A 26,062-nucleotide genomic window follows, 5' to 3' on the forward strand; every position below is an offset into this window, starting at 1 on the left:
AACCCGGGAAAGGGCTACCGGCTTATTTTAGCAAAGCGAATTTGGGCTATTTGTCCGTTATTATCAGAAATCTGAGCTATATAGACAGAAGCCGGTAGATGTTGAAGGTTGATTTGGGTGGTTCCGGTCATTAAGGACAGTTTTTGCTGTTGTAGCACACGACCGGTCATATCAACGATTTGGCAGGTCAGGTTGCCGGTGTTGTTTGTTTGGTGGAGGTGTTTGACAAACAGGTAGTCGGCTGTGGGGTTTGGATAAAGCTGAAACTCTGAAATTTTTGGTTCGGGAGTTTGAGTTTGGGTGATGATAAACGGCTCAAAGAAAGCATTAAAACTGATGGATGCTGCATCGAGTTCTCCTCTGAAAACGGCAATCAGGGTGTCGGTAATCAGTCCGTTGTTTTCCCAATGTTGGAACTGAAATCCCTCTGCCGGTTTTGCTTCAATCTTGACGGGCACTCCGTTAAAATAAACTCCCTGCCAGGGGTAGGTATCGGGTGTTATGGTGCTGATTTGAATGGTTCCCGATCCTTCGGGAAAACAGTTTAAACTGACCAAAACCTGATTGGGCAGATCAAATCTTGTTTCGATATGGCTTCTGACATACGGGGTTCTTTGCAGGAGTTGGTCTTGAAAAATCAGATGGTTTTGAAAGAAATTATTCATTTGTCCCACAATATTGTTCGGGTTTCCCCATCGGGCATATTCGTTTTGCATTTCAATGACCGTTTGGTCGAAAAAGCTGTTTTCGATGCTGATGAGCCGCTCGGGAAGGTAGGCGGTATTCATAACATCGGCAAACCGGTTGATGAAATAGTTTCTATAACGCTCGTTTTGCATACTTTTCAACCACACATTGATAAACGGATTTCCGGAACTTTGAGAAAGCATGTATTCGATATGGTCAAAATAGAAATCTGTCCAACCATTGGGTGCAAGGGCAAGTTCGAGGTCAATCAGGCAGTATCTCCATTTAAAACCGGTGCTGTTTGAACGGTAAATTTTGATATTGTTTCCCGGCCAATCGGCATTTCCCATCCAGGATGTTCCGATGATATAATCGGTGTACCAGACGAGGTCGAAGTATTGGTCTGCTTGATTCCAATAGGTGGTATCGGATGGATTGAGTTGATTAAAGGCTGAGTAATCGGTAAAAAAAGAATCTACCGATCCTTCGACTGCGCGCAAAACACCGTTATACCAGGCACTCAACGATAAGATATCGGTCGAATCGGGGTCGGCATTTTCCAGGGTTTCAAAATATTCCAAATCAAATTTTTCCCGCATTTCATAAAGCCCGAAGTAAGCCCCGTTGATATAAACGGTAACCGGTCTCCACGCTGAATAATACGTATTGGTTTGCCCCGCCATGAGTTCTACCTGACAGGCATCTTTATAGGGAAGTGTTAGGAATTGATTGCTGCCGTTGCGCAGATAGAATTTGCTGTATTTTGTTCTTTGAGGGCGATTCGGGATTAAAGGGTAATCAATAGGGCCATCGCCTAAAACGGCATTATCCAGTTCTACCCTGAAAGAATGTTGAGCATGATAACGGCTTCCGCCCCAACCCCCGTCAACCTGAATACCTGCCCTTTGTGAAAAAATGAGCTGTTGGGTAGTATCAAAATATTCAGCATAAGCTGCTCTTTGCCAATCAAACTGCCAGTTTTCAAAAATTCCGGATGGTCCGTACAGGTTTGAATAATCTGTAACTACTGAAAGAACAGGAGTCGTATGGCTGACACCCAAAAGGTATGAAGATACAGCAACCGGGCTTGGTAAAACTGACGCAGAGAAAGCCCGCGCTTTTAACACAATGGAATAAAAAACCGGTATCGGTCCGGTGTAAAGCGTGGATGAGGGAGTGGGTTCGCTTCCGTCTGTTGTGAAAAAAATTTCAGTATCCCCGCTATTGGGGTTGGTGATGCTGACACTAAATGTAGAATTGTAGATGCCGGAAGTTTCCGAAAAGACAGGAGCGACTAAATAGCTGGAAAATCCGGCCGAGAGATTGTTGGTGGCTGCAGGTGTGGTGTTTTGAAAAAGAACAACATTGTCAGACCCGTCGGGAAGAAGTCCGTTACTGATGTCCAAATCATTGCAGTTCACAAACAAACTGCTAATCAATGTTTGTTCAGGCGAATACAGGCTAACCATTTCACCGTTGTTTCCTATTTTAAAGTTAGTGTGCAGATTGTTGTTAAAGTCAACGGTTTCAAATTCTGAAGACAGGCTGTTTTTAGAAACCAATTTAAAACTAAAGTCTATGTAGTCATAGATCGTATTGGGATCAGTTCCGGCTACATCAAAAGCCAGATTTTCTATCCATCCTTCATTTAGCCCGGCATCGTTCAATTCGGAAGCTAAAATCAGCATTTGATTTTTTGCGCCCCACCACCAGTTTCCATAAGGTGCGGGATAATCGGTGGGTGAGTTTTGAATTGCACCGGTTCCTACGGCAATACCGTTTAGCCGCATATTTGGACGTATGGTTGCCAGAGAGCCATAAGGAGCATAACAGGCAGCTTCACTTCCGTCCTGAAAAGAAAATGCACTGGATGCAAACGGGGTCAAAGATTGGTTAAAGACAGAATTGCTTGTGTAACCTGTTGAACTGTATGAGCAGGTACTAATCAAAATATTGGAAACCCCATCCCAGTAAAAAGGGGTGGTAAACTCATGCGTATTCCAGCCTAAATAGGGGTTATAGGTTCCTGTATTGAGCACATTGACAAAGCCGGAAACGGGCTTCCGGTCTTTTCCACTGCAAAAGACGATTTTGTAAGAATTAGGTGGAATGCTTACATTGGGGAAAACCCATTTTGCAGGATGGTTTTCATCATCAGTCAAAGAATAGTTATACAAGCTGACTGTATCGGAGCCGGCATTGTATAATTCAATCCAATCGGGATAATCTCCGTTTTCATCGGCAATACGAAGGTAATTTTTGTTGCTCCCCTCATTGAGGTACAATTGTGCTTGCAGGCTCAAACTTAATGCAACAATAAGGAAACAGGTGAAACACCATTTTACGACTTGCATATTGTATGTATGTCTTTCCATGAATGTAATCTTGCTTTCAATTTTCGGCAACAGAATAGCCTGCTCCTATTTTTAAGGTCAAAAAACTGCGGGAACTTAGTGCTTAAGTAATACTTGCTGAAGATTTTTATTTGATGATGCTAAATTTCACCCGTTCGGCAACACCTTGCTCTGTTTGAAGCAAGAGAAGGTAAATACCCGAAGGGAAAAGCATGATATTAATAGGAACTTCAACGGTGGTATTGGCTGATGTGTTGCCGTTAAACAGGTCTGCAACATGGGAGCCCGACAAATTATAGAGGGCTAATTTTACCTTCTCTGTTTTTGGGGTAACAAACCTCGCAAGGGCTTCCTGTTTGATGGGGTCAGTAAAAACCTGTAAGTTGTTTTTGTCGGAATTGGGGGCTGTTTCTCCGATACCGATAAACTCATCAATGATGATAGAAAAAGTATAAACGGTATTTCCGCTATCATTGGCAAATGCCCCCCGGGTGTCATGAACCCTGAACACAAAGGAGTCGTTGGTTGCGTCCGGATTGGTGTTTTCATAAGTCAGCAATCCTGCCTGAAGGTCGGCAAGGGTAAACGTGGTAGTAGCGGTAACGGGTGTTCCGTTCAGGTAAAGAATACCCGAACCTTCGGGCAGCGGGGTGGTGCTGTTAAAGTCGAACATCACGTTGGCGGGGTTGGGCAGATAAGGTAAATCTCCTGCCGGAGGAGGAAGTTCTTCGTAATCGTGAACATTTAACAAATCGGTGGTGATGATGGCCGTTTCATTGGGTTTCAGCCCCAAGGGGGAATTAGCAGTAACAACAGGCGGCATATTTAACCAGTAAAACCGTTTATATATGCTGTAATGCCCGCAGTTAAAACAGGTTCTGTTAGGAATGGCTTCAAAGTAGTCTAAGAATGGGGTAAAAGTACCGTTATAGGAATCTGATGCAAGGATAATATTATGTGAGCTTATCGAATCGGTACTAAATTCAAATTTAGCCAATCCGCCTATATCTGCGGGCAATCCGAGCGTTTCGGGTGCGATGAGTACTAAGGGCGAGCCATCGGGTCTTGTATAGGTTTCGACATATTTTAAAAATACAGGGATATCTCCGTCTGTGGTATTTACAAACGAATTTCCACGGTGTACCAATATGCCCTGCGACAGGTTGCTTTCAGAAGGCGAGAAACTTAAATTTTCAGATTCGGTAAACTCACCGCCATCTAACGAAACCCTGATCCATAAATCGCCTTCACCATTGACAATAGTACCTCTGTAGGTATCGGTAAAATCCGCTTGTTCAGCTAACGAAAAGGCTTGAATTATTCCCGATTCCCGCCCGATACAGTTATTGATTTGCGGACAAGTTTCAATGTAAACGGACTGTAGCTCACCATAAAGCGGCGAATAAGGTCCGTACAATTCGCTTCCTGCGCCTCTCATTTCAAGGGTAAAGATGGGGTTGTCCAGGCTATTGTTGTTTATGATAAATGAGGCAGAACTTTGCTGGGTAAAACTGGGTGGCGGGTTATAGCTGATGCCAAAAGAGGTTTGCTGTCCCGGATTGATTGACAATTCCACCAACCCCAGAATGGTAAATTGGGTAATATTGTCTCCGTCTAAGTAAAAGCTGCCGATGTTTAAGGTTTCGGTTCCGGTGTTTTTGATGAAAAAGTTTAACGTCGGCGGTTGCATGGCAGCAGCAGGGAAATAAAATTCTTCACCGTTTGCTATTGGTTTCTTCCATCCGGTCGAGGGCACAATCAATTCCAGTTCCATGTTTTGAGCAGTTCCATGAAAAGGATTAAAAACCATTAAACCGGCTCCTAATACAAAAGAATAAATAAGTTTAAAGCAAGAAAACACGCATTTGGAAATGTCTTTCATATTGAAATTACTTTTTGAGGAGTTTCTAAAGGCAATTGGTAAAAGTCAGTTTAAAACACCCATTCGGCTTTTTAGTTGCAGAATTTTTAAAGGTTATTTGTTTACAGGAAATCCAACTTAGCATGGAACCAACACAAAACTATATGCTAAGATTGAAACTTGCAACAAGAAACGCATCTTGTCAGGTAAAAAAGAGAAAATGGCATATTTTTCCGTGCAAGTTAAGTTACGGCAGGTTTTTTTCAGAGGTTGCTACTATAAAACTAAGCAGACTCCTCGATTAAAAAAAAACCGGCAGAGCTGTTTAACTCTGCCGGCTGATTATTTTATTATCCTAAATACTTAGGTCATAAAAAAAGACATAAGTGTCAGATAGTTAGTACCTGATCAAGCTGACCCCAATTTTACTCGAGTTGGGCATATAGAGGTTAAAGTCTGCTACCGAAACGGTTTTGTCCAGATTGCAATCGGAAGTCAGGTATTGATTAATCAAAGATGCTTCGGACTGATAGAAGTTAAAGTCGAACACGGTAACGACACCGTCGCTGTTGAAGTCTCCGGCGCTAAGGGCAAAGAAACCACCGCTAACCGGGTTCATTTGATTGGTTCCCTGCACCTGAGCAGCCGATGAGGTAAAGTTGTAAGGCGATACACTGTTGTTGGTCATTACCGTGCCCGAACTGATTACGGCAAGGTGGTTGCGGTGTCGCACAACGATATGGAAGTTTTGTACATTGGAAACTCCGGGGAAATACAGGCCGGGTGTTCCGTCAAGTTCGAGGATTACACCGTCGTTTCTCAAGAATCCGGCTCTGCTTGCAGCAACAATACCGGGCGTAGCATTGTTTCTGAGTTCAATCAATACCCAATCGGTAATGTTTGCAGGCAGGTTGGTAACTCCTTCGTTGCCGTTATAGAACCAGGGTGCGCCTTTAAAGGGATGGGTTTCAGGAATAAGATTTTCAGCCAACAGAGTAGTGGTCATCATTCCTCCTCCGTTATAAGGCCCTTCCAACAATGCTCTTGCATGTACCCGTTGTGGGACCGTAGAAGAAACAGCCACCGTATAGGCAACGGCATCGGTGCAACCTCCGGCTGTTACCATCATCCTTACGATATAGTTACCCGGTGCGGGGAAGGTAAATTGCGGGCTTTGAGTTGTAGCATCAATGACTTCGTCGTCGTTAAAATCCCATTCCCATTCAGTAGGCGGATGATTGGGGTCGTATTGGGTAATGTCGTTAAACTGAACCGTCAGCGGCGAAGAGGTTTGATAGTGGTAGAAATCGGCACTGTTGCAACCGCCCACATAGACCAACAGATTGGAACTTTGTTCGTTTCCGTCTGAATCTGAGGTGGTAAGGGTCATCAAACTTCCTCCTACTTCAAACATAGTGCTGGGCAGGTTGATATTGTAGGTGCCGGGTCCGCTTAAAGGAACGGTTTGCGTGGTCATCATAGCAGCAGCATTGTTTAGGGTGTTATTGCCCGAAGTACGTTGGACAATATTTCCTCCGCCTCCACCTCCTGCTGCAGGTGGTTTGATTTTTATGTATCCTCTCAAATAGGAATTACCAATGTAACAGGTATCTCCGGTATAACAAGATAATTTTCCTTTCAATTCCGGCGGTGTGGTGGTGTTGTCCACTTCAAAAATTTGAGTATTTCCGGTCCACGGATCCATAAAATCAATATGGAGGGTAGGAACCATAATATGTTGTCCGGGAGGGATAGGAGGAAGTATTTCATCTCGAACACCGCTGTGCTTTGAACTTAGGGTAACGTAATGACCGGCGTAATCTTTTTCATCAACAACCCCATCTTCGTTCATATCGCAGTTTACTTTTTGATAGAATAACGGGATGACATCGGCAGAGTCAACGGTCATACATTTAATCATATCGGCCATGATATTTTTTTCGTTTCCTTCCGAATCATGCCATTCTGCTGTCCATCCGTCTATGTCAATGCCCAAGCCTTTAAGGGTTTCACCTATTCCGTCAATCACTCCATCAACAGTGGTTCCTGTTTCGTCGTCCAAATCGCTGTGGCAGGCAATGAGTTTGGCCAGAGAATCTATGGTGGCATCATTAATTGCCGGAAAGCGGTCTTTGAAATACCGGAGGCAGGAGGCCGCAGCTACCGGGCCGCAGGCCATACTGGTCGCATCATCCCCTTCTTTGTCTTCTATCCCCGAATCCAACTGTCCCATTGGTTCCAACACTCTGAGCCATTCAAACAAAAGCGGCCACCAGGTAATGGTTAACAAATTGGCGTTTTCATCCAAAATTTCGAAATTCAGGTTAATATTATCTTCTGCCAGCCCTCTGTTTCCGTATAGTTTAGAAAAATTGTAATCTATAAGAGGTTTAAGAGGTGTTGGGTCGCAGAAAACGGGTTTAATGTCTTCTATTTCATTGCCACAAAAGTCGGTAAACACCACTTTTATTTCTTTCCATGTTCCCTGAGTGGGTAACACCGGTGGCTCCCATGGGAAACTCCAACCATCTCCAGTGCCCATTGGCAGTAAAGTACCGATGCCGGGAGATGAGCCGTCTAAGTCTGTTCCGATAAAGTTCCAGGGAGAACTTGGGGTATCCCGGTAGAAAAATTCGGCTTTTTCATAGTTTTGACCGCTGCCCTGTGGAGTGGCATAAATCCAGAAAATTTGTTGAATTACAGTCTCTCTTTCAGCTTTAGGATTGGTGATGAAAGCCCTTTGCGGAGAATGGTATAGTACATCCATAAAATTGCTCGTTACACCATTTTCCAATATCACTTGTATTGGAGCAGGAAGCAAATCTGGATTGGGAGGGGCAGGCGAACAAGGCATTGTAAAGATAATGAGGTTGTCTGTCCATAAGGAGTAGTACTCATCGCCAACAAAGATATCGAAGAAGCTGCCGATATAGAGTTGATTGACCGGGTCTAATACACCAAAACCCGACCCATGAATTTGTATAGTCTCGCCCGGGTAAGCCATAAAAGGATAAATAAAGTCAATTATTGGTATAGTCGGAGGTTCCCAACTGATCATTTCACCTTCGGTAAACCATCGGTTAGGGTCATCTCCGGTGTCTGACATTACTCCTGTAGAAGCGACCACATTACAACCTAAAGCGATCTCCAGCGCACAAATAAAGGCAAGTCCTTCGGGGCCTTCGGCCACGCTGCATCCAAAAATATTTAATGCGCTGATTTTTCCGGCAACCGCAGCAGCAAAATCAGCTATATTATCAATGGTAAAAGTTTCTCCTCCTATTTCAATACTGCCGGAAGAACCGTGTGCATCTATGGTTACTTCGACCGGTTGATTTCCATTGGCAGCGTATGCAGCATTGATGGCTTCTATGGCTTCGTTGATGTTTCCTACTTCTTCGCCAATATCGCCCCAGGCATGAGGAAATCCAAGCGTTCCGCTCACAACGGCTACATCGGGTATGCCGCAATCTATTTCTGTGGCGTTACCTCCGTTGCACTCGCCGCCGGTATCTCCGGCATCGGTGCTGTTAACCCCTACTTCAATTATATAATTCACAATCGTACCATTCATGTGGCTGACTTCGACCGCAAACGGGGCCTGCCCTGAAAAGACAACGCTAATTCCGTTCGGGACGAAGGAGGCACGGTAATCTGTTCCGCAAATAAAGTTATTAATGGGGTCTATCATAGCCGGAGGAGTTACCTTGATTCCTGTTACGGGGTTACCTCCGTCTATAAACGATACCGGATTATTAATTCCTGTAACAATTCGAGGGTAATCTCCCATCGGCCAGGCTGTACCTACCATTGAACTACAGGGCACGGATGCGGGAGGCAATAAGCCCGGCATGGTGTTGTTACACGTAGGGTCTCCGGAATTGGCGATCATTACATCGTAAGGAATCGGAGGAAGAAAGGCATTGGTTAAGGCGACGGTTTGAAGTCCGCTGCCATCGGGAAAGAAAGTGGTAAAATTATCTCCTGCTAAAAGGGAATAGCTATTGCCCGGCACACCCTGATTGTTTCCGGTATCGGCAATGTCTGCCGGACCTATTGCTCCGATATTGTTATTGTTATTGGTCCAGTGACCTCCCGCAAAAGCAAGCGGGCCGTTCATTGTACAAACCCTGATGGTAACCGTTCCGCCCGCCGGAACACAGGCTGTCGGCCAGATTATTTCGGCAGTATTGGTTACTTTTCCGTTTGAGGGAATTTGTGCCTGTCCGCATCCCGGTGCGGCAATAACGGCTGTTTCTAATGAGCCGCCGGTACCGGTAAAGGTAATATGCAAATCGGAGGCGGCTTGTCCGGTGGCGTTGGTAACGGTAAAGTCCTGACAATGCCGGGGAGAGTCATCGAAACTGACTGTGGTAAAGATATCAAAAAATGAGCCTATAGCAAAACTGTTTACGCTATTAATCACCGGACTCATACAACTTGGGTGCGGCAACTGACCTGTTACCGTAGTCGAAACAAACGTGCTCACAGCTAATGGATAAGGCATATTAAACACTATGAACATGCTCATGGCCTCAAAAGGCATGATAGGGGGATTTACCGTAACTGTAGCAGTGTTGCTTACAATATTGACAATGCCTGTATAAGGTGGAGCAATATTGATGCTGTTAAACACCAAACCACTTGTCATAGGAACCTGTAAGGAAAAACTTGTTACATCGTTTACCGTTACATTCCAGGCATCAATTTGTGCTAAAGAAGTGCCTATCGGAATACCGACATTATGAGAATTGCCTAATCCGCGCATTTGTAAAGAGGCACACATATCAAAATGCCTGTTGGCATTGTCTTTGGTCGAAAAACGAACTCTTATTTTAGTGCCGGCGGGTGTGCTTCCGCTTAAACCGATATTTACAGTAGCCGTTTCCCCGTTTTTAACCTTATTGTTCCCGGTGCCCGACATCATGGAGCGGCCGGTGGTGCCGGGCGAAGAATCGGTATTGTCGGTTTCACCGGGGTTGTTTATCCCGTCGCCGTTATCATCCACATTATCTGTTTTTCCGGCAATGTCGAGGGTAACAATATTGGGAACTGCCGAATTGTCGTCTTTATAAATCGTAACGGTTACGTCGGTGGCTTCTTTACCGGTATTGTTTTTTATTTCAATCTGAATATTGTTGCCACCTGCTCCGACATCTATCACCGCACCTCCTTTGGGTACGTTAGTTGTTGCCAAAAGAGGAGTTTGTCCAAAAATAAATGCAAAGATAATCCCTGCCAACATCTGTAAGATTGGGTTACATGTTTTCATAGTCAACTATTTAGAATTGTTAAGATAAACCAAGCCTGTCTGAAAGGCTTATATACACAAAGTACTCACCTGAGTAAAAGGTGAATATTGTTGATACACAGTTTTTTAAAAAAACGTAAGTTCGGTGGGCGCTAATGTTACAAGTAAAACAGGAGAAAACTTCTGTGAGCGATTTTCTTACTTTGAAAACGGTTGCTATAGAGTCTTAAATACTAAGAAAAATACCTTTTGATGTAGTTTGTGGGGCGCTATCAGATGAACTATTACTTTGCCTATCACGATGAAGCCGGGAGGCCTCATAAAATTTCAATAAAGTTAAAAAAGAATTTTTGAAAAAACCAAGTAATAGTTTAAAAATCACGCTTTTTTTAACGTAAAGCCGAAAGTTGTACCTACTCCGGGAGCACTTCTGACATGTATGGTTTGATTCAAAGCCTCTATAATGTGTTTCACAATTGCCAAACCCAAACCAGAACCGCCCAATATTCGGGAACGGCTGGGGTCAACGCGGTAAAACCGTTCAAACAGACGGGGAAGATGTTTGGCTTCAATTCCGATGCCGTTATCGGTAATTTCTATCAATGCGTTTTTATCCATATCATAAATCCCGACGGAGGTTTTACCGTTTTCCTTGCCATATTTGATAGAGTTGGATATGAGATTGTTCAAAACCTGCCTTATCCTTTCTTTGTCGGCATAAACCAACATGGAGGTATCACAACCTTCTTTAAAAGTAAGGGTAACATCGTTGGCATCTGCAATCATATCAAAAGAGTCCATTACCTCTTTGGCAAGGTCGTAAATTTTAAACCGCTCCCATTTCAGTTGTAATTCCCCGCTTTCGTGTTGGCTGATAATGTCTAAATCGTTTACGATATTGATTAATCGTTCGACATTTTTGGAGGCTTTATGCAGATATTCACGGTTGATTTTCGGGTCGTCAATACCCCCGTCCAACAAGGTATCGAGGTAACCCTGCATGTTGAACAGGGGTGTTTTCAGTTCATGAGAGACATTACCCAAAAATTCGCGACGATAGGTTTCCATCTTTTTGAGTTGCTCAATTTCAGAAGTTTGCTCGCCGGCCCACTGCATCACTTCCGTTTCCACATCGTCAATGATGTTGCGGTTCATATCGGGCTTGTCCATCAACGTTCCCTGCGGTTGTTTCAATCGGTGTATATTTTTATAGATTACCTTCACCTTCCGGTAAATGAATCGCTCTAAAGCACCATAAAACAACCAATAGCAAATAATCAGATTAAAAACACCGCTAAGCAGTAACCCCCATGTCAATGATAACCCGAACAACAGTCCGGTTATGAGGGATAGCACAACAGTAATGACACTGCAAATAAATGCAGTGGCTAAAGCCAGGCGATTAGGGGTAATGTTTTTGTTGCTTTCCGGCATTTTTTAATGTTCATTGCCCATAAATGATTCACCATCCATGTTTAGCACAAATGTAAGACATCCCTACCATCTTTGCCTAAGTTCTATCAGGAAAATGGCAGGTATAAGGGTTGAAGACTGATGGCTATTGCATTTTAAATATCAGGAACAGATTTCGACATAGTCGCATAGTTTTTGAAAATACTCCTTGACTGTTTATAAGCATTTCAAATCTATCGTTTTAAATTTATTTTCTTGGCTATTCAATTTTTTTTACGAATAGTAAAATATAAAGTTGGAATTAACAGTTTAGTATAATGAAAAAATTAAACAAAGTTTTTCCCTGTATGCTAAATTAGGATTGAAATGCGGGTAAATTATTTTTTATTTTACCTTTTTCTCAACTTTTTGCCCCCAAAATTCTTTAATTACTTTTTGGTTCACCTATTCTAAATTTTTACCTTCAATACTGTGCTATGAAAAAACTTTCACTGTTCCTTCTTTTCCTGATTGCCCTGGTTTTTTCCGACAATAAGATACATGCCCAACAATATCAAAGCGCAATAGGGGTAAATTTGGGAGTCCCTATCGGATTGACCTATAAACAATTTTTAAGCGACCGGTTTGCTTTTGAAGGCATAGTGGGATATTACGGTGATTTAGGGGGCGCTTATGCAAAAGGATTTGATGCTATTTTGCTTGCAGAGTGGCATGCAGAATTGTTTACCCAAGAGCTTAGTTTTATATACGGTGTTGGTGGGCATATCGGCAGCTATGACGGAGGATTGAGTTTAGGGGCTGATGGTGTCTTCGGGTTGGAATACAGCTTTAGCAATGCCCCTATCAGCTTTGCTTTTACCGCAAAACCTGCATACGGATGGTTAGACAACGGATTTGGGTTTCTGCCCGGTGGTGCATTTGCACTGCGGTATGTCATCAGACAATAGAGTTATTCTCCGCTCAGACTTCGGTCTAATTCGCGGCGCTGGTCTTTCTCCTTAATACTTTCTTTTTTGTTAAACTCTTTCTTGCCTTTTGCCAAGGCGATCTCTACCTTAATCAATCCCTCTGTGTTGATAAACACCTGAGTGGGGACAATGGTATAGCCCCGTTCTTTCATTTTGGCTTCTAACTTTTTGAGCTCCCGCCTTTTAAGCAACAGTTTGCGCTCCCGCTTGGGGTCGTGGTTATACACCCCCCCTTGTTTGTATTCTGAAATATGCAGGTGTTTTAACCAAAGTTCTCCTTTGCTGAAATAACAATAGGCATCGCTCATACTGACTTTACCCGTCTTACAGGATTTTACCTCCGTTCCCGTCAGCACAATTCCGGCAGTGTACTTTTCAATGAGAAAGTACTCAAAGTTGGCGCGTTTGTTATTGGCCGCAATTTTTGGTTCGTTTGTTTTGGTCGTCATGGCTTTGCTTGTTTTTATACAACAAGCAAAGATAACGCAATCATGGTTAAATAAGTTTCAATTAAACTAATACGGCTATTCATATTCAACCCTTTCAGGGTTTTCTTGCTTTTCACTTTTAGTTTTTCACTTTTCACTTCCCCACCGCCACCTTGCCCCGCGCCAATAAAACCTCCCCATTTTTTTGCAAAAAAACGAAAATCGGGTCAAAAAATAAGGTTGACTCTAACTTATTGCATAGTTACTTTGACTTAATGCAAGGGCGCAATGAGTTATTGCGAAGATGCGAAATACCCGGTTTTGGGGGTAAAGTTGAAATATTGGAGGGCAGAAAATAGTATTAAACGGAAAAGACTTCGCAGATGCTACATGTTTGGCTTTTAGCAGGGTTACTCTAAAAGTCCTTTAAAGAAACGGATGGTTTCGTCAGCCATAGTTTGGGCATCGGCGGGCAGTTCCGTGCTTTCCCAGGGGTGTCTCATACCAAAAACGTGGTTGGCATTGGGAATGGGCAGCAGCCTGCTGTTGGTATGCCATTGATGCAACAATTGAGCTTCTTCGAACAAGACAACAGGGTCGGTTGTGCCGTGGATGATAAGCAAGGGACAATTCAGGTTTTTGGCGGCTTGTTCGATATTCAACCTTCCCATGTTTTGAACGGTATTTTCGTACAACTGGAAATAAAGGGGCATTTCCTGTTTTGTTCGGGCATTGGAGATATAAATAACCCCCTTTTCGCGCCACAGGTCAATGGTGTTTCCCTGACTGATATGCCGGTGATAGGAGCAAACCCCTGCCCAGGTTGCAATTCCTTTAATGCGTGGGTCTTCGTTGGCTTTTAAGATGGTGATGCCGCCGCCCCTGCTATGTCCGGTCAAAAACAAGTTGCGGTTGTCTTTTTCCTGTTCAGGAACCGGGCTGCTGCTGCCCGTAATCCAATCTAAGACCACGCCTAAATCGTCCAACTCTATGCTGTAGTTGTTGTTGCCAAAAGCTTCAAGGTCTGCAAATTCTTCGGGCTTTTCCGGTGTTGTTCCGTTGTATGAAAAATTAAACAGCACAAAAACAAATCCGGCATCTGCAAACCTTTGGGCTACGATATGCCATGCTCCCCAATCTTTAAACCCTTTGAACCCGTGTGAAAAAATAACAACCGGTTTGGCAATGCCGGTCTTGTGATAATAAACATCAGAGAGAATCGGACGGCCGTGTTTTCCAGCCAAGGGTATATTTTTCAGGTAAACCATCTGTTTCGGAATGGGTGATTATTAACAAGTCGCAAGATAGGGCTTAATGCCGGAAATTTACCGTTCTGCCTGAACAGATGAAATAGTTTGCTGTTGTAAGAGTTTAAAAATGCCAAATTAGGAATTACCTTTGTGTCTATGAAAATACTAATGGTTTGCATGGGCAATATCTGCCGCTCGCCGATGGCAGAAGGCATTTTACAACATAAGGTTAAAGCTGCCGGACTAAACTGGGTAATAGACTCGGCAGGTACAGGCGGATGGCATAGCGGGGAAGCACCCGACCATCGCGCCATTTTCAAGTTGAAGGAATATAATATTGACATCAGTGCACTTCGTGCCCGCAAAATTCAATTTCAGGATTTGGTTGATTTTGAGTTAATCTATGTGATGGACGAAGACAACTACAAAGAAGTAAAACGGTTGGCAAATAACCGGAATGACCTGATGAAAAAGGTTAAATTTATCCTGAACGAAGTGAACCCGAACCATAACCGCTCGGTACCCGACCCATATTATGGCAATCTTGAGAGCTTTGAATTAGTTTACCATCTGCTCAATCCTGCCTGCGATGCTATACTTGACAAATACAACTCCTACGCTTACTTAGATTAAACCCGCAAAAAAAAACACGGATTTCAAACAGGTAATCAGCGTTTTTTACAACCCCATTTAACGGAACTATGAAACCATCCTTACCAAGCGGCACCCGCGATTTCAGCCCTTTTGAAGTTCGCCGCCGCCAATACATTATCCAAACCATCCGTCAAACGTTTGAACAATTTGGCTACGAGCCGCTTGAAACGCCTTCAATGGAAAATCTCGACACCCTGTTAGGTAAATACGGGGATGAAGGCGACAAACTCATTTTTAAAATCCTGAACAACGGATTGGACCATCCCGATAAACGCACCAAAGCATTAGAGGCTTTTGATCAGGTGCTTTCGGGTAAAAACACCAAAGGAATTACCGAGCGCGCCCTCAGATATGACCTCACTATTCCCTTTGCACGGTATGTGGTGATGAATCAGGGAAAACTGACTTTTCCGTTTAAACGCTATCAAATTCAACCCGTTTGGAGGGCAGACCGTCCTCAAAAAGGGCGATACCGTGAGTTTTACCAATGTGATGCCGATGCCATAGGAACTACTTCGTTGCTCAATGAAGCCGAACTGGTACAAATTTACGATCGCGTTTATTCTCAGTTGGGGGTCAAAGTGCGGATTTTGGTCAATAACCGGAAAATTCTGGCAGGCATTGCCAAAGTTTGTGGCATGTCGGATAGGTTTACCGACTTTACCGTGGCCATTGACAAGCTCGACAAAATCGGTTTGGAAGGTGTAAGTGCCGAACTGACCGCCAAAGGAATTGGTGAACAAGCCCTGAAAACCGTACAGGCATTTTTGGAATTTGAAGGAGATAACCTGAGCGTATTGGCACTACTGAATGAAAAACTTGCCGATTCCGAAACCGGTCAAAAGGGGATAGCCGAAATACAAGCCCTGTTTAACTACCTGAACAGCATCGCCCTGAACAACCCCGTTCAATTAGACATTACCCTTGCACGAGGGCTGAACTATTATACCGGCTGCATTTTTGAGGTAAAAACCGAGGAGGTAAATATAGGCAGTCTGGGCGGAGGCGGCCGGTATGATGACCTGACCGGAACTTTTGGATTGAAAGGCCTGTCGGGAGTTGGAATTTCATTCGGGTTAGACCGGATTTACGATGTTTTGGAAGAACTGCAACGATTTCCCAAAGGGGCTGACTTTGTTGTAAGAGCTATGTTTGTCAACTTTGGAGAATTGCTGGAACAATATGCATTCAAGACCCTTCAAAGATTCAGAAGCCAAAACATTCCGGCAGAGATTTATCCCGAGCCGGCAAAAATTAAAAAACAGATGGACTATGCCAACAACAAACAAATTCCGTTCGTGGTCTTTTGCGGAGAAACCGAAATAACTTCAGGAAGGGTGGCAGTAAAAAACATGATCACCGGCGAACAACACGATGTAACTGTTGCCGAAGCAGTAGAGATGATTGCAGCGAAGTAACCGCAAAAGAATCTGGGTATAAAAAACAGACGAAATGTTAAAAAGAACGCAATTAAATATACGCTAAAGCAAAAACCTGACTTCAGCCAGTTCACGTCCTAATTGCTGAACGCCCAGCAAAATGCGTTTGGTTTGGAGTGCGGAGGGTTTTTTGTTCCCATTGATGTATTGAGCTAAAAGGCTTTGACTCATTCCAATACGTTCAGAAAGTGCCTTTGCATTGATTACCTTATAAAAATCAAAGAAACTTTCCAAGTCAAATTCAAATTGGATTTCGTCAATAATGTAGGTGTAGCCCAAATCTTCAAAAGCAAGGTTAAGCATTTCAATTATCATTTGCCGGAGCTCATCCCAATTATCCCCACAAGTTACAAGGCTTCGGTTTCTCCATTGACCCAAAGCAGTATAACCCAAATCTTCTTTGATTATTTTAAGTTTAATTTTTGGTTTCTTTTTTACAGTTTCCATTTCTTCTACCTTTTATTGGTTTCTATTTCTGCAAGTTTCAAAATGGCTTGCAAAGTTCCTTTTTTCATTTCTTTGGAAGCATGGAACGGAACGGGTATAATGTTAAGCTTAGTGGGGTGTTTCATTATAGCATGGCTGCCTTTTTGCCTTATTTCGTACCACCCGTCTTTTTTCATTAACCGCAAAAGTTCGCTGCTTTTCATTAATGCAAAGGTAATAAATATATTACTTTAACAAACCGGCTCAATAAAATTTCAGATGGATATAAAACACATTAAAATTTGAATCATGCAAGCTAATGGATGCCCGTTACCGTTGTGAATGCATACCATACCACTAAAAAGAATGGATGCAATTAGCTAGTAAATATTTTTTCCTGACTTTGACAGTTAAATTTCACAAACCATTGATAATCAGCGAGTTAAGTTTCCTCAAAATGGCATAGTTGCCACTACAAAACGGGTTATTTAGTTCGCTGGAGCTAAGTCTTTGAACGGAGGGATACGAAATGCCGAAAGGATTTTGTTGGTTAATGCTGTGTCAGCACCTTTCAGCAAGTACTTTTTATCATCAATTGTTAGTTCAGACAATTGCATTTGATTGAGTTCTTCTTTAATACTGCATGGACTTAAGTTGATGTTTGCAAACTTTAGGGTTAGTTCCACCGTCCGTTCGAGCATGAATGCTAAAAAACAGGTCATGAAATGTCCTTTTATCCTTTTGGGTGTCCAATGAAAAATTGGTCGAGTGGATAGGGTGGTCTTCAATACCCGGAAACTTTCTTCTATTTTCCATAATTGATGGTAGTTTGCCAAGACTTCTTCGTTCGTCATATCCGTTTTACTATACTGTATGCCGTAGTAACCATCCCATTTTGCATCTTCATCTATTCGTTCTTGGTCTATTTCAGCAGCTTTTGTATTGGTACTCTCCGCCATTTTCAGGAATCGGTTAGCCCCCTTTTTGTTTTGCAAGTCCGCTCCGTTGTCTAATTTGACTTTTGCTTTTTGTATTTGTCTTTCCCTGTCTCTTGCGTCTTTGGCTGCCCTTTTGGCACTCCAAGTAATTAGGAGTTTATCTTGCAATTTTTGTTTCTTTGTATTGGCATCGCTGTAGGTTGTTTCGTAATCCAACACTTTCCAGCTAAATGTTACTTCACCCGTATCCTCGCACACAGTCTTTGTCTCCATATCATTGGTTGCCAAAATCTTTTGTACCAACTTTTGGGGCATCGATTTTAAGCGGGCACTAACAATGTAGTCATAGCCCGCTTGACGTATTAAATTAAAATTTTCTTTCGAGTTGAGACCTTTGTCGGCTACTACAATGACTTTTCTTATATTAAACTGCTTTTCTAACATTTTCAGCGCATCTACCATCGTCTGACCATCAAAAGTATTACCCGGAAAAAGATCGTAGCCTATCGGTCTGCCTGTGCTATCTATAAATAAGCCCATCACCACTTGTACTTCATTAAACTTTCCAGCTTTGCTAAACCCAAATTCGCGTAAAGCATCTGCTCTGTTTGTCTCAAAGTGATAATTCGTTACATCATAAAAAGCAACTTCTGATGGGCTTAGCATAAACGCCTTTTTTATGGTAAAACAGTTGTGTCTCAATTGCCTGCTTTTTATCACACAAAAAATCTAAACTTCGGTAAATTTCTTGCAACCCAATTATGTTTCCTGCCCATAAAACAATTTCTGATCTTTAAATGCTTGATGTTTTGATTTGCTTTTCAACAGACGATGAATCACACAATAGAAAATCACCTCTTCTATATCGAACTTTATCCTTGTTCCCTTAGCACATTTTTTGATAATTTCTCCGATGCCAAGTTGCTCCCATACTTTTTTATAGACCAAATGACCATAACAGAAGCGTGCAGTTTCCTGCAAATTCTCTGCCCCAATGCAAGGCGTGTTATTCAATGACAGCAATTTCTGCCCAACTGATAGTAGGAATCCTGAATCACGCAACTGGTCAAGGCGACCAAAGTTGGCAATTACCTTGTGCTTGGTAGTCTTTCCTTCACGAAAAGATTCCACTAACTGAATATACGTATGGTTTTTAGATTTAGTGGCTTTTACAAACATACCGCAAATGTAAGCATATTGTCTTAAAAACAATAGCCTAAGAAAAAAAGTTGCCACTACAATTGCGGTTTCTTATTTCTTATTATCATTGATTATTAACGGGTTATCTCATTTAACTGTCAAAGTCAGGAGCTATGTTTGTCAACTTTGGAGAATTGCTGGAACAATATGCATTCAAGACCCTTCAAAGATTCAGAAGCCAAAACATTCCGGCAGAGATTTATCCCGAGCCGGCAAAAATTAAAAAACAGATGGACTATGCCAACAACAAACAAATTCCGTTCGTGGTCTTTTGCGGAGAAACCGAAATAACTTCAGGAAGGGTGGCAGTAAAAAACATGATCACCGGCGAACAACACGATGTAACTGTTGCCGAAGCAGTAGAGATGATTGCAGCGAAGTAACCGCAAAAGAATCTGGGTATAAAAAACAGACGAAATGTTAAAAAGAACGCAATTAAATATACGCTAAAGCAAAAACCTGACTTCAGCCAGTTCACGTCCTAATTGCTGAACGCCCAGCAAAATGCGTTTGGTTTGGAGTGCGGAGGGTTTTTTGTTCCCATTGATGTATTGAGCTAAAAGGCTTTGACTCATTCCAATACGTTCAGAAAGTGCCTTTGCATTGATTACCTTATAAAAATCAAAGAAACTTTCCAAGTCAAATTCAAATTGGATTTCGTCAATAATGTAGGTGTAGCCCAAATCTTCAAAAGCAAGGTTAAGCATTTCAATTATCATTTGCCGGAGCTCATCCCAATTATCCCCACAAGTTACAAGGCTTCGGTTTCTCCATTGACCCAAAGCAGTATAACCCAAATCTTCTTTGATTATTTTAAGTTTAATTTTTGGTTTCTTTTTTACAGTTTCCATTTCTTCTACCTTTTATTGGTTTCTATTTCTGCAAGTTTCAAAATGGCTTGCAAAGTTCCTTTTTTCATTTCTTTGGAAGCATGGAACGGAACGGGTATAATGTTAAGCTTAGTGGGGTGTTTCATTATAGCATGGCTGCCTTTTTGCCTTATTTCGTACCACCCGTCTTTTTTCATTAACCGCAAAAGTTCGCTGCTTTTCATTAATGCAAAGGTAATAAATATATTACTTTAACAAACCGGCTCAATAAAATTTCAGATGGATATAAAACACATTAAAATTTGAATCATGCAAGCTAATGGATGCCCGTTACCGTTGTGAATGCATACCATACCACTAAAAAGAATGGATGCAATTAGCTAGTAAATATTTTTTTGTGAAGGAGTAGTTAGGTAAATCGTATGCAAATAGAAAAAGGGTTTCAGTTTAAAATTTCTGAAACCCTTTGTTTATTGGTCGGGATGACTGGACTTGAACCAGCGACCACACGCCCCCCAGACGTGTACTCTACCAACTGAGCTACATCCCGAATTTATAGCTTTTTGCTAAGGCGGTGCAAAGTTAGCAACAGTTAATCATTTAACCAACTTCTTTGAAGATTTGTTTCATTCATGTTTCATTTCTAACCCGTTTAACTTCATTCAATATCTTATCCGGATATTCATGTTCTTACCATCAATCGCTCTTTAATCGTTAGCGCTACAGTATTCAAAAATAGCTAAACTTTTTACCGCATAGAGCAAACAGTTTTTAAAACTATCTAAAACAAAAAAGCCTCCCTGTGTTTCAAGGAGGCTACACCCTTACTAATCCCTCTATTAAGAGAAAAATTTTTGATGGTAATAATAAGTTCAAAACCTGTTTTGAATTAAAGTCCTGAACCCCAAGTAGTTGAGCGGTAAACAAGTGGTTACATCCTCTTTTACGAACAGGGGGTAAAATGGTTTCAAACCATGTCTTTTTTTTTCATAGAATTATTCAATCCGGACGTGAATTAGTGCCGACATGACCAACTGTTTAGCCATAACTGCACAAATACGGGGTTGCTTCGCCCAATAAACCGGCAATGTCGGAGCACCCACTCGCCTGATTATTTGCGAATGGCAGAATAGTGAGGAAGAATGGTGGCTTATTGCCTGATATCGTTAATTCCGATAACTTTGGCATTCGGTCGGTAAATCTGATAATCGCCCGAATTGACAGTTCCGTCTAAATTAAAATCGCCCGGAAGATATTGACCGGGATTGCCATTGTAAAGGAAAAAATAGTTAAAGTCATGGATATTGATTACTCCGTTGGCATTGGCATCTCCTGCAAACAAACCAAAAATCGCCCCGCTGAGCAAGACCATCTGATTGCTGCCCATCTCATTTCCCGATACTCTGAAGTCTAAAGGTGATGCGGTATTAGGTACTAATGTGGGTTGCCGGTTCATGACAGCCAGGTGGTTTCTGTGCCTGACTATAAAGAAATATTCCCCGTTTTCAGCCAAAGTACTAAATCTCACCCCGTTAGAGGTAATCAAATCGGCATCTATAACCTGCCCGTTAGCCCTTAAAAGCCCGGCTCTTCGCTCTATAATCAAACCTGTAGCCGGATTTCGGGCTTCCAAAAGCACCCAATCCACTATATCAGAAGGAAAATTTTGGGGACTGCCTACATTTTCGGTTCCTGTATATAACCAGGGCAGAACGTTATAGGGTTGGGAAGCCGGTATTGCTCCTAAACTTCGCAACGTGGTATTCATCAATTGGGTTGCAGAGTTAAAAGGCCCTTGTAGCATCAACTGCACCGATACTACCACGCCGGAACTACAGGTATTGACAGTGATTGTAACTGTATCTGTAGCTGTACAACCGGAAGCATCTGATACAGTTACGGTATAGGTTGTAGTAGTCGAAGGATTGACGACTATTGAAGAACCGGAAGCGCCGTTACTCCACGAATAGCTTGTGCCGCCGGTTGCTACCAGATTGGCCGGTTGTCCGGCGCAGATAGTTTGGTCATTGCCTGCATTGGCGGAAGGTCCGGGAGTAATAAAAACCTGAATCTGATCGCTTGCACTGCACCCTAAAGCATTTGACACAGTAACTTTGTACAGTGTGGTTTGTAAAGGGGATACCTGTATCGTTTGGCCGTTTTGTCCGGTGTTCCAGGCATACGAAGTTCCTCCGGATGCTGAAAGCGTAACAGTAGTTCCCGCACAAACAGTTTGGTCTTCGCCGGCGTAGGCTTGCAGAAGATTAGCACTGCAACCGGCATCTGCTATCTGATAGGTAAAGCCGGTTCCTGTATTGAGCAATGTCTGGAAGTCGGATGTCCAGGATGAGCAGTTGCCTTTCAAATAAGTATTGAGCCAGGGTATCATGGCATCGAACATTTTTTGATGCTGAATGGAAAGAGAAACAGTAGAGCTTCCACTGCAACTGATAATTTCGCCGAAATAGCATAGGAATGCAACGCCAATTCCGTTGGTAAACTGACAATGTGAACCGCCCGTAATTTCGTAATACACTTTGCAGGAAGAGGCCAGATTTTGGTACATCGGTATCTGATTTGTGCCGGGAGGTGTAACGCAATCCTGTGTGCCGGCAATGACGAGAGAAGGGATGGTTATAGAACTTGATACTCCGATTGCCGAAACTCCGGACGTTTCTGCTGCTGCAAGACTGACCAATGTAGTTATATTGGGGTTGCCTAACGATGCGGCAATATGAGCTGCCCCACCTCCCATTGAGTGTCCCATCACAGCAGCTTTTGGAGCTACTTTACTGAAAAACAGAGATGTTCCTGTTGTGTTTTCCGTCAGCATAGCATTTACCAAAAAAGATAAATCGGCAGCGAATGTAGGATGATTCGGTGATAAAGAGGTTTCGGTATTGCACATCACCACGATATACCCTAAAGGCACTAAGGTATTCCAAATATGGGGGTACCCGCCCACCTCAATCTGAAAACCATGTCCGAAAACAACAGTTGGAAACTGCCCCGCGGCGACAGCCACATCAGCACCGGCACTGTTTGCAGGATATTTTATATCGGCCGGAACATTCCGGTTTCGGGAGGCATCAAAAAATGTTATGGTAGTTGTGCCAACAGAGTAAGGCTGAGCATTTAATGTCCGGCAAAAAAGCAAACTCAGTAAAAACAAGAGTACTGTGGATGATTTCATAGCAACTGTATTATAGATTAGAGTGTACAAATAATGTATGCACGCATTGAATTTTTAAAAAGAGGTCAAAATAAAACAAGTTCTGAAACAATGCAGTTTGACTGAAAGATTATCAGTCAAAATTACAATAAAAGGCGGTTATATTCTTCCACTATGCAGTAAGTTTACCGTTTTAAACCGATACACCCCTATACATTCAATAATAACCCTCATCAAACCCATCTGAGGAGGAGAGTTCCGAGATGTTCTCTATTCATTGATGGAGTAAAATACATTTATAACTGGTATTTCAACAAACTCAAAAACCTACGGTTCGGAAAGGAACCGAAAAAAAGTGAGTCGCCAACCGAATGTATAACGGTTGAAAAACTTTGATTTTGTTGTTGTTTGTAATGCTGAACGTTTTTGCTAATCCAAATGCGTGGATTATAGTTTACCCTCCAAGAGCTGCTTCTTCTCCCTTTACGTCTTCGACTTTTTGCAGATAGATTTCTTCTTTATAAATCATGGAGTAGATAAAAATTGCGATAGCCGAAAGTAGTGCAAGCCCAACAAAAAACAGGAAGTAGGTAACATCATCAAATTTGTGGGAGCCGTCAGGATTTTGGATATATCCGTTGACGAAAGCGGCAATCAAATTGCCGGCTGAAACAGAGAGCAGGTAAAAACTCATCACAAACGATTTGAGTTGATTGGGAGCTTGTGTATAAGCAAACTCCAGTGTAGTAACAGACACCATTACCTCGGCTGCGGTGAGCAGAACAAATGCGAACAGTTGATATAAAATAGAAGGAGAATGTCCGGCATCTATCAATGTTTGGACATAAGCGCAAATCACAAATGAAAGTGCAGATAATACGATACCGATCGTTACTTTGCGCAAACCGGACAGTTTGAAAAAACGACCCAGAAAAGGATAAATCACAAAAGCAAACAGCGGCACAAAAAATAAAATAAACAGGGAGTTGACTGATTGAATTTGGGAAGCCAACAATTTAAATTCGGCAAATCCGAGATTGACATTGAGGTTCATTTTTTGAGCCTGAAGCAGCCACGATGAACCGGTTTGTTCAAATAAAGACCAGAAAACGGCAACAAAAGCGTAAATAGGAATCAAATTAACCATCGCTTTTATCCCTTGCGGGCTTCGGAGAGCTTCCAAATATTTTTTTACTCCAACCGGAGGCACTCTGATAAAACGATTTCGACCTAACCAAAACACAAGGGTTGCAATAAACATCAATACTCCCGGCACACCAAATGCAATACTTGGTCCGAATTTATAGAGCAAAAGAGGGGTCAGCATCATGGACAGAAATGCTCCGAGGTTGATGGAAATATAGAAGTAGCCGAATATTTTATCGAGCAGGTCTTTATTTTTTTCGGAAAACTGATCGCCCACATTGGCAGATACACAAGGTTTAATCCCACCCGAACCGATAGCAATAAACATCAATCCGAAAAACAGACCAATACGGGTATCGTCAACAGCTAAAAACAAATGCCCTAAGCAATAGACCAATGACAACAATATGATGGTGCGGTATTTTCCCCAGAAAACATCGGCCAGAATAGCCCCAAGCAACGGAAAGGCATAGTTGGCAGCGCCAAACAGATGGTAATAGTATTTAGCATCTGTTTCGTTCATATAATCTGCCTGACCGCTTGAGTTGGTTAAATATTGAGTCATAAATACCACCAATATGGCTTTCATTCCATAATAGCTGAAGCGCTCAGCAAACTCATTGCCTATTATATAAGGTATGCCGCCGGGCATTCGGGATCCTGATGTTGCCATGTTTACCGTATTTGATAGTTTGGGTCAAATGTAAACTGTTTTTTGTTTTACACAAAACAATGAGGAATATGTCCTCAATTTAGCAGGATTAACTACTTACAACAACCCTAATAACAAAGGGGAGATGACAATTTTGGGTTTACGGGTTTTGTTAAGTCTTCATCTCAAACACCGCCGTTTTCACCCGTTTTGTGTTTTGACCTGTGGGCATTTGCTCAGTAAGAACAAGTGCCTGAGCTTCAGGTAAGGCAAAGACTTCGGCCAGATTCCGAATTGCGCCAGCCGGCACTTGTTGCCGGATGAGTTCATCCAGCAAACTATCGCGGTTGGGAAACTGCCCGATTTCATTTTCCAGTACTGTTTGCAGTGACTGCCTGTTTTTTACCCGTTGTTCGTTGGTGCTATACCGCTCATCGGCAGGTATTTTCGGTAGTTGGAGTATGTGGCACAATGCGGTAAACTGCTTGTCGCTTCCAACTGCCAAAACAATGCTTTTTCCGTCTGCACAGGAAAACACTTCGCCATAAGGTGCAATGTTGGGGTGAAGCGTTCCCATGGGCTGGGGAATATGTCCGCACATCAGCCAGTTGGTGGCCTGATTGGCCAATGCCGAAACAGCAGCATCAAACAATGAAACCTGAACCAGACAGCCCTTATTTGTTTGTTGGCGCTGCCATAGTGCTGCCAAAATACCCTGTTTGAGTTGGTGAGCTGCCAACACATCAATCAAGGCTACCGGCATTTTTAAGGGTCCGCTCTGCGGGGTTCCGTTCATAAACATAAAACCCGATTCTGCCTGAAGCACGACATCAAAACCCACCCGGTCAGACATTGGACCAAATGCAGTGAGTTGTCCATAAATGAGTTGGGGGTTTAGTTGTTGCAGTGTTCGATAATCCATTCCGAATTTTAGATCATCGCCCGATTTGAAGTTGGTAATGACCAAATCGGCCTTTTTCAGGAGTTCATACACTTTGTTGCGATCATCAGGGATATTATAGTCAACAAATTGTATTTCTTTGTTCCAGTTTACGCTGCAATAATAGGCCGACAGGTTGTCGGTTGGCTCCTGAGGCAGTCTCCATGTACGGGTAATATCACCTGTTCCGTTTTTGTTTTCGATTTTCACCACCTTTGCTCCCAATTCGGCAAAAAACATACCGACAGCAGGTCCGGCCAAAACTCCGGCTAATTCAATCACTGTTAATTTATCAAACATTGCGCTTAATTTGCCAACAAGATAACTCCTTCGCTCAATATTTGATAGAATTGCCCGATAGTCAATTTGCAGTCAAATCAATGCTTCACCTGCTCTGACGGATATAATAGTCTTTGAAAAAAAACGGGGGCGTTTAGCAGGAATACGGATAGG

General features: G+C 42.5%; 19 protein-coding genes and 1 tRNA gene. 4 read left to right on the top strand and 16 right to left on the bottom strand.

Annotated elements, in window-relative coordinates; genetic code table 11:
- Nucleotides 1-14: 14 nt before the first annotated feature.
- The 4 genes from IPM47_06350 to IPM47_06365 all read right to left on the bottom strand — a co-directional run bounded on the left by IPM47_06350 (nucleotide 15) and on the right by IPM47_06365 (nucleotide 11,587).
- Entirely contained in the window at nucleotides 15-3,062 is a 3,048-nt protein-coding gene (locus IPM47_06350) for a CotH kinase family protein (GenBank protein ID QQS30550.1), read from the bottom strand.
- A 106-nt stretch (nucleotides 3,063-3,168) separates the two neighbouring features.
- Nucleotides 3,169-4,923 (bottom strand): T9SS type A sorting domain-containing protein, encoded by a 1,755-nt coding sequence (locus tag IPM47_06355; protein QQS30551.1) that lies wholly within the window; start codon nucleotides 4,921-4,923, stop codon nucleotides 3,169-3,171.
- A 376-nt stretch (nucleotides 4,924-5,299) separates the two neighbouring features.
- Complete coding sequence (locus IPM47_06360; protein QQS30552.1) at nucleotides 5,300-10,174, bottom strand: DUF4347 domain-containing protein; 4,875 nt, start codon at nucleotides 10,172-10,174, stop codon at nucleotides 5,300-5,302.
- 357 nt (nucleotides 10,175-10,531) lie between these two features.
- Nucleotides 10,532-11,587 carry a sensor histidine kinase gene (locus tag IPM47_06365; protein QQS30553.1) on the bottom strand — a complete coding sequence of 352 codons (1,056 nt, stop codon included), beginning with the start codon at nucleotides 11,585-11,587 and terminating at the stop codon, nucleotides 10,532-10,534.
- Nucleotides 11,588-12,042: 455 nt separating this feature from the next.
- Here IPM47_06365 and IPM47_06370 point away from each other — a divergent pair, with 455 nt between their 5' ends.
- Nucleotides 12,043-12,513: a hypothetical protein gene (locus IPM47_06370; GenBank protein ID QQS30554.1), complete on the top strand. Its 471-nt coding sequence runs from the start codon at nucleotides 12,043-12,045 to the stop codon at nucleotides 12,511-12,513.
- 2 nt (nucleotides 12,514-12,515) lie between these two features.
- Here the strand turns inward: IPM47_06370 and smpB are convergent, their stop codons facing one another.
- Together smpB and IPM47_06380 are read right to left on the bottom strand one after the other, a co-directional pair.
- Entirely contained in the window at nucleotides 12,516-12,983 is a 468-nt protein-coding gene (gene smpB / locus IPM47_06375; GenBank protein ID QQS30555.1) for an SsrA-binding protein SmpB, read from the bottom strand.
- Between the two features lie 389 nt (nucleotides 12,984-13,372).
- Complete coding sequence (locus IPM47_06380; GenBank protein ID QQS30556.1) at nucleotides 13,373-14,230, bottom strand: dienelactone hydrolase family protein; 858 nt, start codon at nucleotides 14,228-14,230, stop codon at nucleotides 13,373-13,375.
- A 138-nt stretch (nucleotides 14,231-14,368) separates the two neighbouring features.
- On the opposite strand from IPM47_06380, the gene IPM47_06385 reads away from it, so the two are divergent.
- Both IPM47_06385 and IPM47_06390 read left to right on the top strand, forming a co-directional pair.
- A complete protein-coding gene (locus tag IPM47_06385; GenBank protein QQS30557.1) occupies nucleotides 14,369-14,845 on the top strand; it encodes a low molecular weight phosphotyrosine protein phosphatase in 477 nt (158 codons plus the stop codon).
- 68 nt (nucleotides 14,846-14,913) lie between these two features.
- Nucleotides 14,914-16,284 (top strand): histidine--tRNA ligase, encoded by a 1,371-nt coding sequence (locus IPM47_06390; protein QQS30558.1) that lies wholly within the window; start codon nucleotides 14,914-14,916, stop codon nucleotides 16,282-16,284.
- 63 nt (nucleotides 16,285-16,347) lie between these two features.
- Here IPM47_06390 and IPM47_06395 read toward each other — a convergent pair whose 3' ends face one another.
- The 4 genes from IPM47_06395 to IPM47_06410 all read right to left on the bottom strand — a co-directional run bounded on the left by IPM47_06395 (nucleotide 16,348) and on the right by IPM47_06410 (nucleotide 18,905).
- Nucleotides 16,348-16,752, bottom strand: coding sequence for a helix-turn-helix transcriptional regulator (locus IPM47_06395; protein ID QQS30559.1), 405 nt, complete (start codon nucleotides 16,750-16,752; stop codon nucleotides 16,348-16,350).
- A 5-nt stretch (nucleotides 16,753-16,757) separates the two neighbouring features.
- On the bottom strand, nucleotides 16,758-16,955 hold the full coding sequence (locus IPM47_06400; GenBank protein ID QQS30560.1) for a type II toxin-antitoxin system HicA family toxin: 198 nt from the start codon (nucleotides 16,953-16,955) through the stop codon (nucleotides 16,758-16,760).
- A 264-nt stretch (nucleotides 16,956-17,219) separates the two neighbouring features.
- Entirely contained in the window at nucleotides 17,220-18,335 is a 1,116-nt protein-coding gene (locus IPM47_06405) for an IS1634 family transposase (GenBank protein QQS30561.1), read from the bottom strand.
- A gap of 93 nt (nucleotides 18,336-18,428) precedes the next feature.
- On the bottom strand, nucleotides 18,429-18,905 hold the full coding sequence (locus IPM47_06410; GenBank protein QQS30562.1) for a hypothetical protein: 477 nt from the start codon (nucleotides 18,903-18,905) through the stop codon (nucleotides 18,429-18,431).
- A gap of 77 nt (nucleotides 18,906-18,982) precedes the next feature.
- Between IPM47_06410 and IPM47_06415 the strand changes: the two genes are divergently transcribed.
- The gene (locus IPM47_06415; GenBank protein QQS30563.1) at nucleotides 18,983-19,252 is read left to right on the top strand and encodes a hypothetical protein; all 270 of its coding nucleotides are present in this window, start codon (nucleotides 18,983-18,985) and stop codon (nucleotides 19,250-19,252) included.
- Between the two features lie 63 nt (nucleotides 19,253-19,315).
- Here the strand turns inward: IPM47_06415 and IPM47_06420 are convergent, their stop codons facing one another.
- The 6 genes from IPM47_06420 to IPM47_06445 all read right to left on the bottom strand — a co-directional run bounded on the left by IPM47_06420 (nucleotide 19,316) and on the right by IPM47_06445 (nucleotide 25,909).
- Entirely contained in the window at nucleotides 19,316-19,720 is a 405-nt protein-coding gene (locus tag IPM47_06420; GenBank protein QQS30564.1) for a helix-turn-helix transcriptional regulator, read from the bottom strand.
- Between the two features lie 5 nt (nucleotides 19,721-19,725).
- Entirely contained in the window at nucleotides 19,726-19,923 is a 198-nt protein-coding gene (locus IPM47_06425) for a type II toxin-antitoxin system HicA family toxin (protein QQS30565.1), read from the bottom strand.
- A 250-nt stretch (nucleotides 19,924-20,173) separates the two neighbouring features.
- Nucleotides 20,174-20,249 (bottom strand) — tRNA-Pro (locus tag IPM47_06430).
- A 600-nt stretch (nucleotides 20,250-20,849) separates the two neighbouring features.
- On the bottom strand, nucleotides 20,850-22,892 hold the full coding sequence (locus tag IPM47_06435) for a hypothetical protein (GenBank protein QQS30566.1): 2,043 nt from the start codon (nucleotides 22,890-22,892) through the stop codon (nucleotides 20,850-20,852).
- Nucleotides 22,893-23,325: 433 nt separating this feature from the next.
- Nucleotides 23,326-24,690, bottom strand: a complete 1,365-nt coding sequence (locus IPM47_06440) for a POT family MFS transporter (protein ID QQS30567.1) — start codon at nucleotides 24,688-24,690, stop codon at nucleotides 23,326-23,328.
- A gap of 151 nt (nucleotides 24,691-24,841) precedes the next feature.
- Nucleotides 24,842-25,909: a CoA transferase gene (locus tag IPM47_06445; protein QQS30568.1), complete on the bottom strand. Its 1,068-nt coding sequence runs from the start codon at nucleotides 25,907-25,909 to the stop codon at nucleotides 24,842-24,844.
- Nucleotides 25,910-26,062: the final 153 nt, after the last annotated feature.

The sequence above is a fragment of the Sphingobacteriales bacterium genome, assembly GCA_016700115.1.
Taxonomy (GTDB): Bacteria; Bacteroidota; Bacteroidia; order Chitinophagales; family UBA2359; genus UBA2359.

Bases quoted from the DNA above. Each gene is read 5' to 3' on its own strand.
- IPM47_06435 (QQS30566.1), bottom strand. From the start codon at position 22,892: ATGAAATCATCCACAGTACTCTTGTTTTTACTGAGTTTGCTTTTTTGC.
- IPM47_06355 (QQS30551.1), bottom strand. From the start codon at position 4,923: ATGAAAGACATTTCCAAATGCGTGTTTTCTTGCTTTAAACTTATTTAT.
- smpB (QQS30555.1), bottom strand. From the start codon at position 12,983: ATGACGACCAAAACAAACGAACCAAAAATTGCGGCCAATAACAAACGC.
- IPM47_06440 (QQS30567.1), bottom strand. From the start codon at position 24,690: ATGGCAACATCAGGATCCCGAATGCCCGGCGGCATACCTTATATAATA.
- IPM47_06405 (QQS30561.1), bottom strand. From the start codon at position 18,335: ATGCTAAGCCCATCAGAAGTTGCTTTTTATGATGTAACGAATTATCAC.
- IPM47_06445 (QQS30568.1), bottom strand. From the start codon at position 25,909: ATGTTTGATAAATTAACAGTGATTGAATTAGCCGGAGTTTTGGCCGGA.
- IPM47_06420 (QQS30564.1), bottom strand. From the start codon at position 19,720: ATGGAAACTGTAAAAAAGAAACCAAAAATTAAACTTAAAATAATCAAA.
- IPM47_06415 (QQS30563.1), top strand. From the start codon at position 18,983: ATGTTTGTCAACTTTGGAGAATTGCTGGAACAATATGCATTCAAGACC.
- IPM47_06395 (QQS30559.1), bottom strand. From the start codon at position 16,752: ATGGAAACTGTAAAAAAGAAACCAAAAATTAAACTTAAAATAATCAAA.
- IPM47_06380 (QQS30556.1), bottom strand. From the start codon at position 14,230: ATGGTTTACCTGAAAAATATACCCTTGGCTGGAAAACACGGCCGTCCG.
- IPM47_06365 (QQS30553.1), bottom strand. From the start codon at position 11,587: ATGCCGGAAAGCAACAAAAACATTACCCCTAATCGCCTGGCTTTAGCC.
- IPM47_06390 (QQS30558.1), top strand. From the start codon at position 14,914: ATGAAACCATCCTTACCAAGCGGCACCCGCGATTTCAGCCCTTTTGAA.
- IPM47_06360 (QQS30552.1), bottom strand. From the start codon at position 10,174: ATGAAAACATGTAACCCAATCTTACAGATGTTGGCAGGGATTATCTTT.
- IPM47_06350 (QQS30550.1), bottom strand. From the start codon at position 3,062: ATGGAAAGACATACATACAATATGCAAGTCGTAAAATGGTGTTTCACC.
- IPM47_06370 (QQS30554.1), top strand. From the start codon at position 12,043: ATGAAAAAACTTTCACTGTTCCTTCTTTTCCTGATTGCCCTGGTTTTT.
- IPM47_06425 (QQS30565.1), bottom strand. From the start codon at position 19,923: ATGAAAAGCAGCGAACTTTTGCGGTTAATGAAAAAAGACGGGTGGTAC.
- IPM47_06400 (QQS30560.1), bottom strand. From the start codon at position 16,955: ATGAAAAGCAGCGAACTTTTGCGGTTAATGAAAAAAGACGGGTGGTAC.
- IPM47_06385 (QQS30557.1), top strand. From the start codon at position 14,369: ATGAAAATACTAATGGTTTGCATGGGCAATATCTGCCGCTCGCCGATG.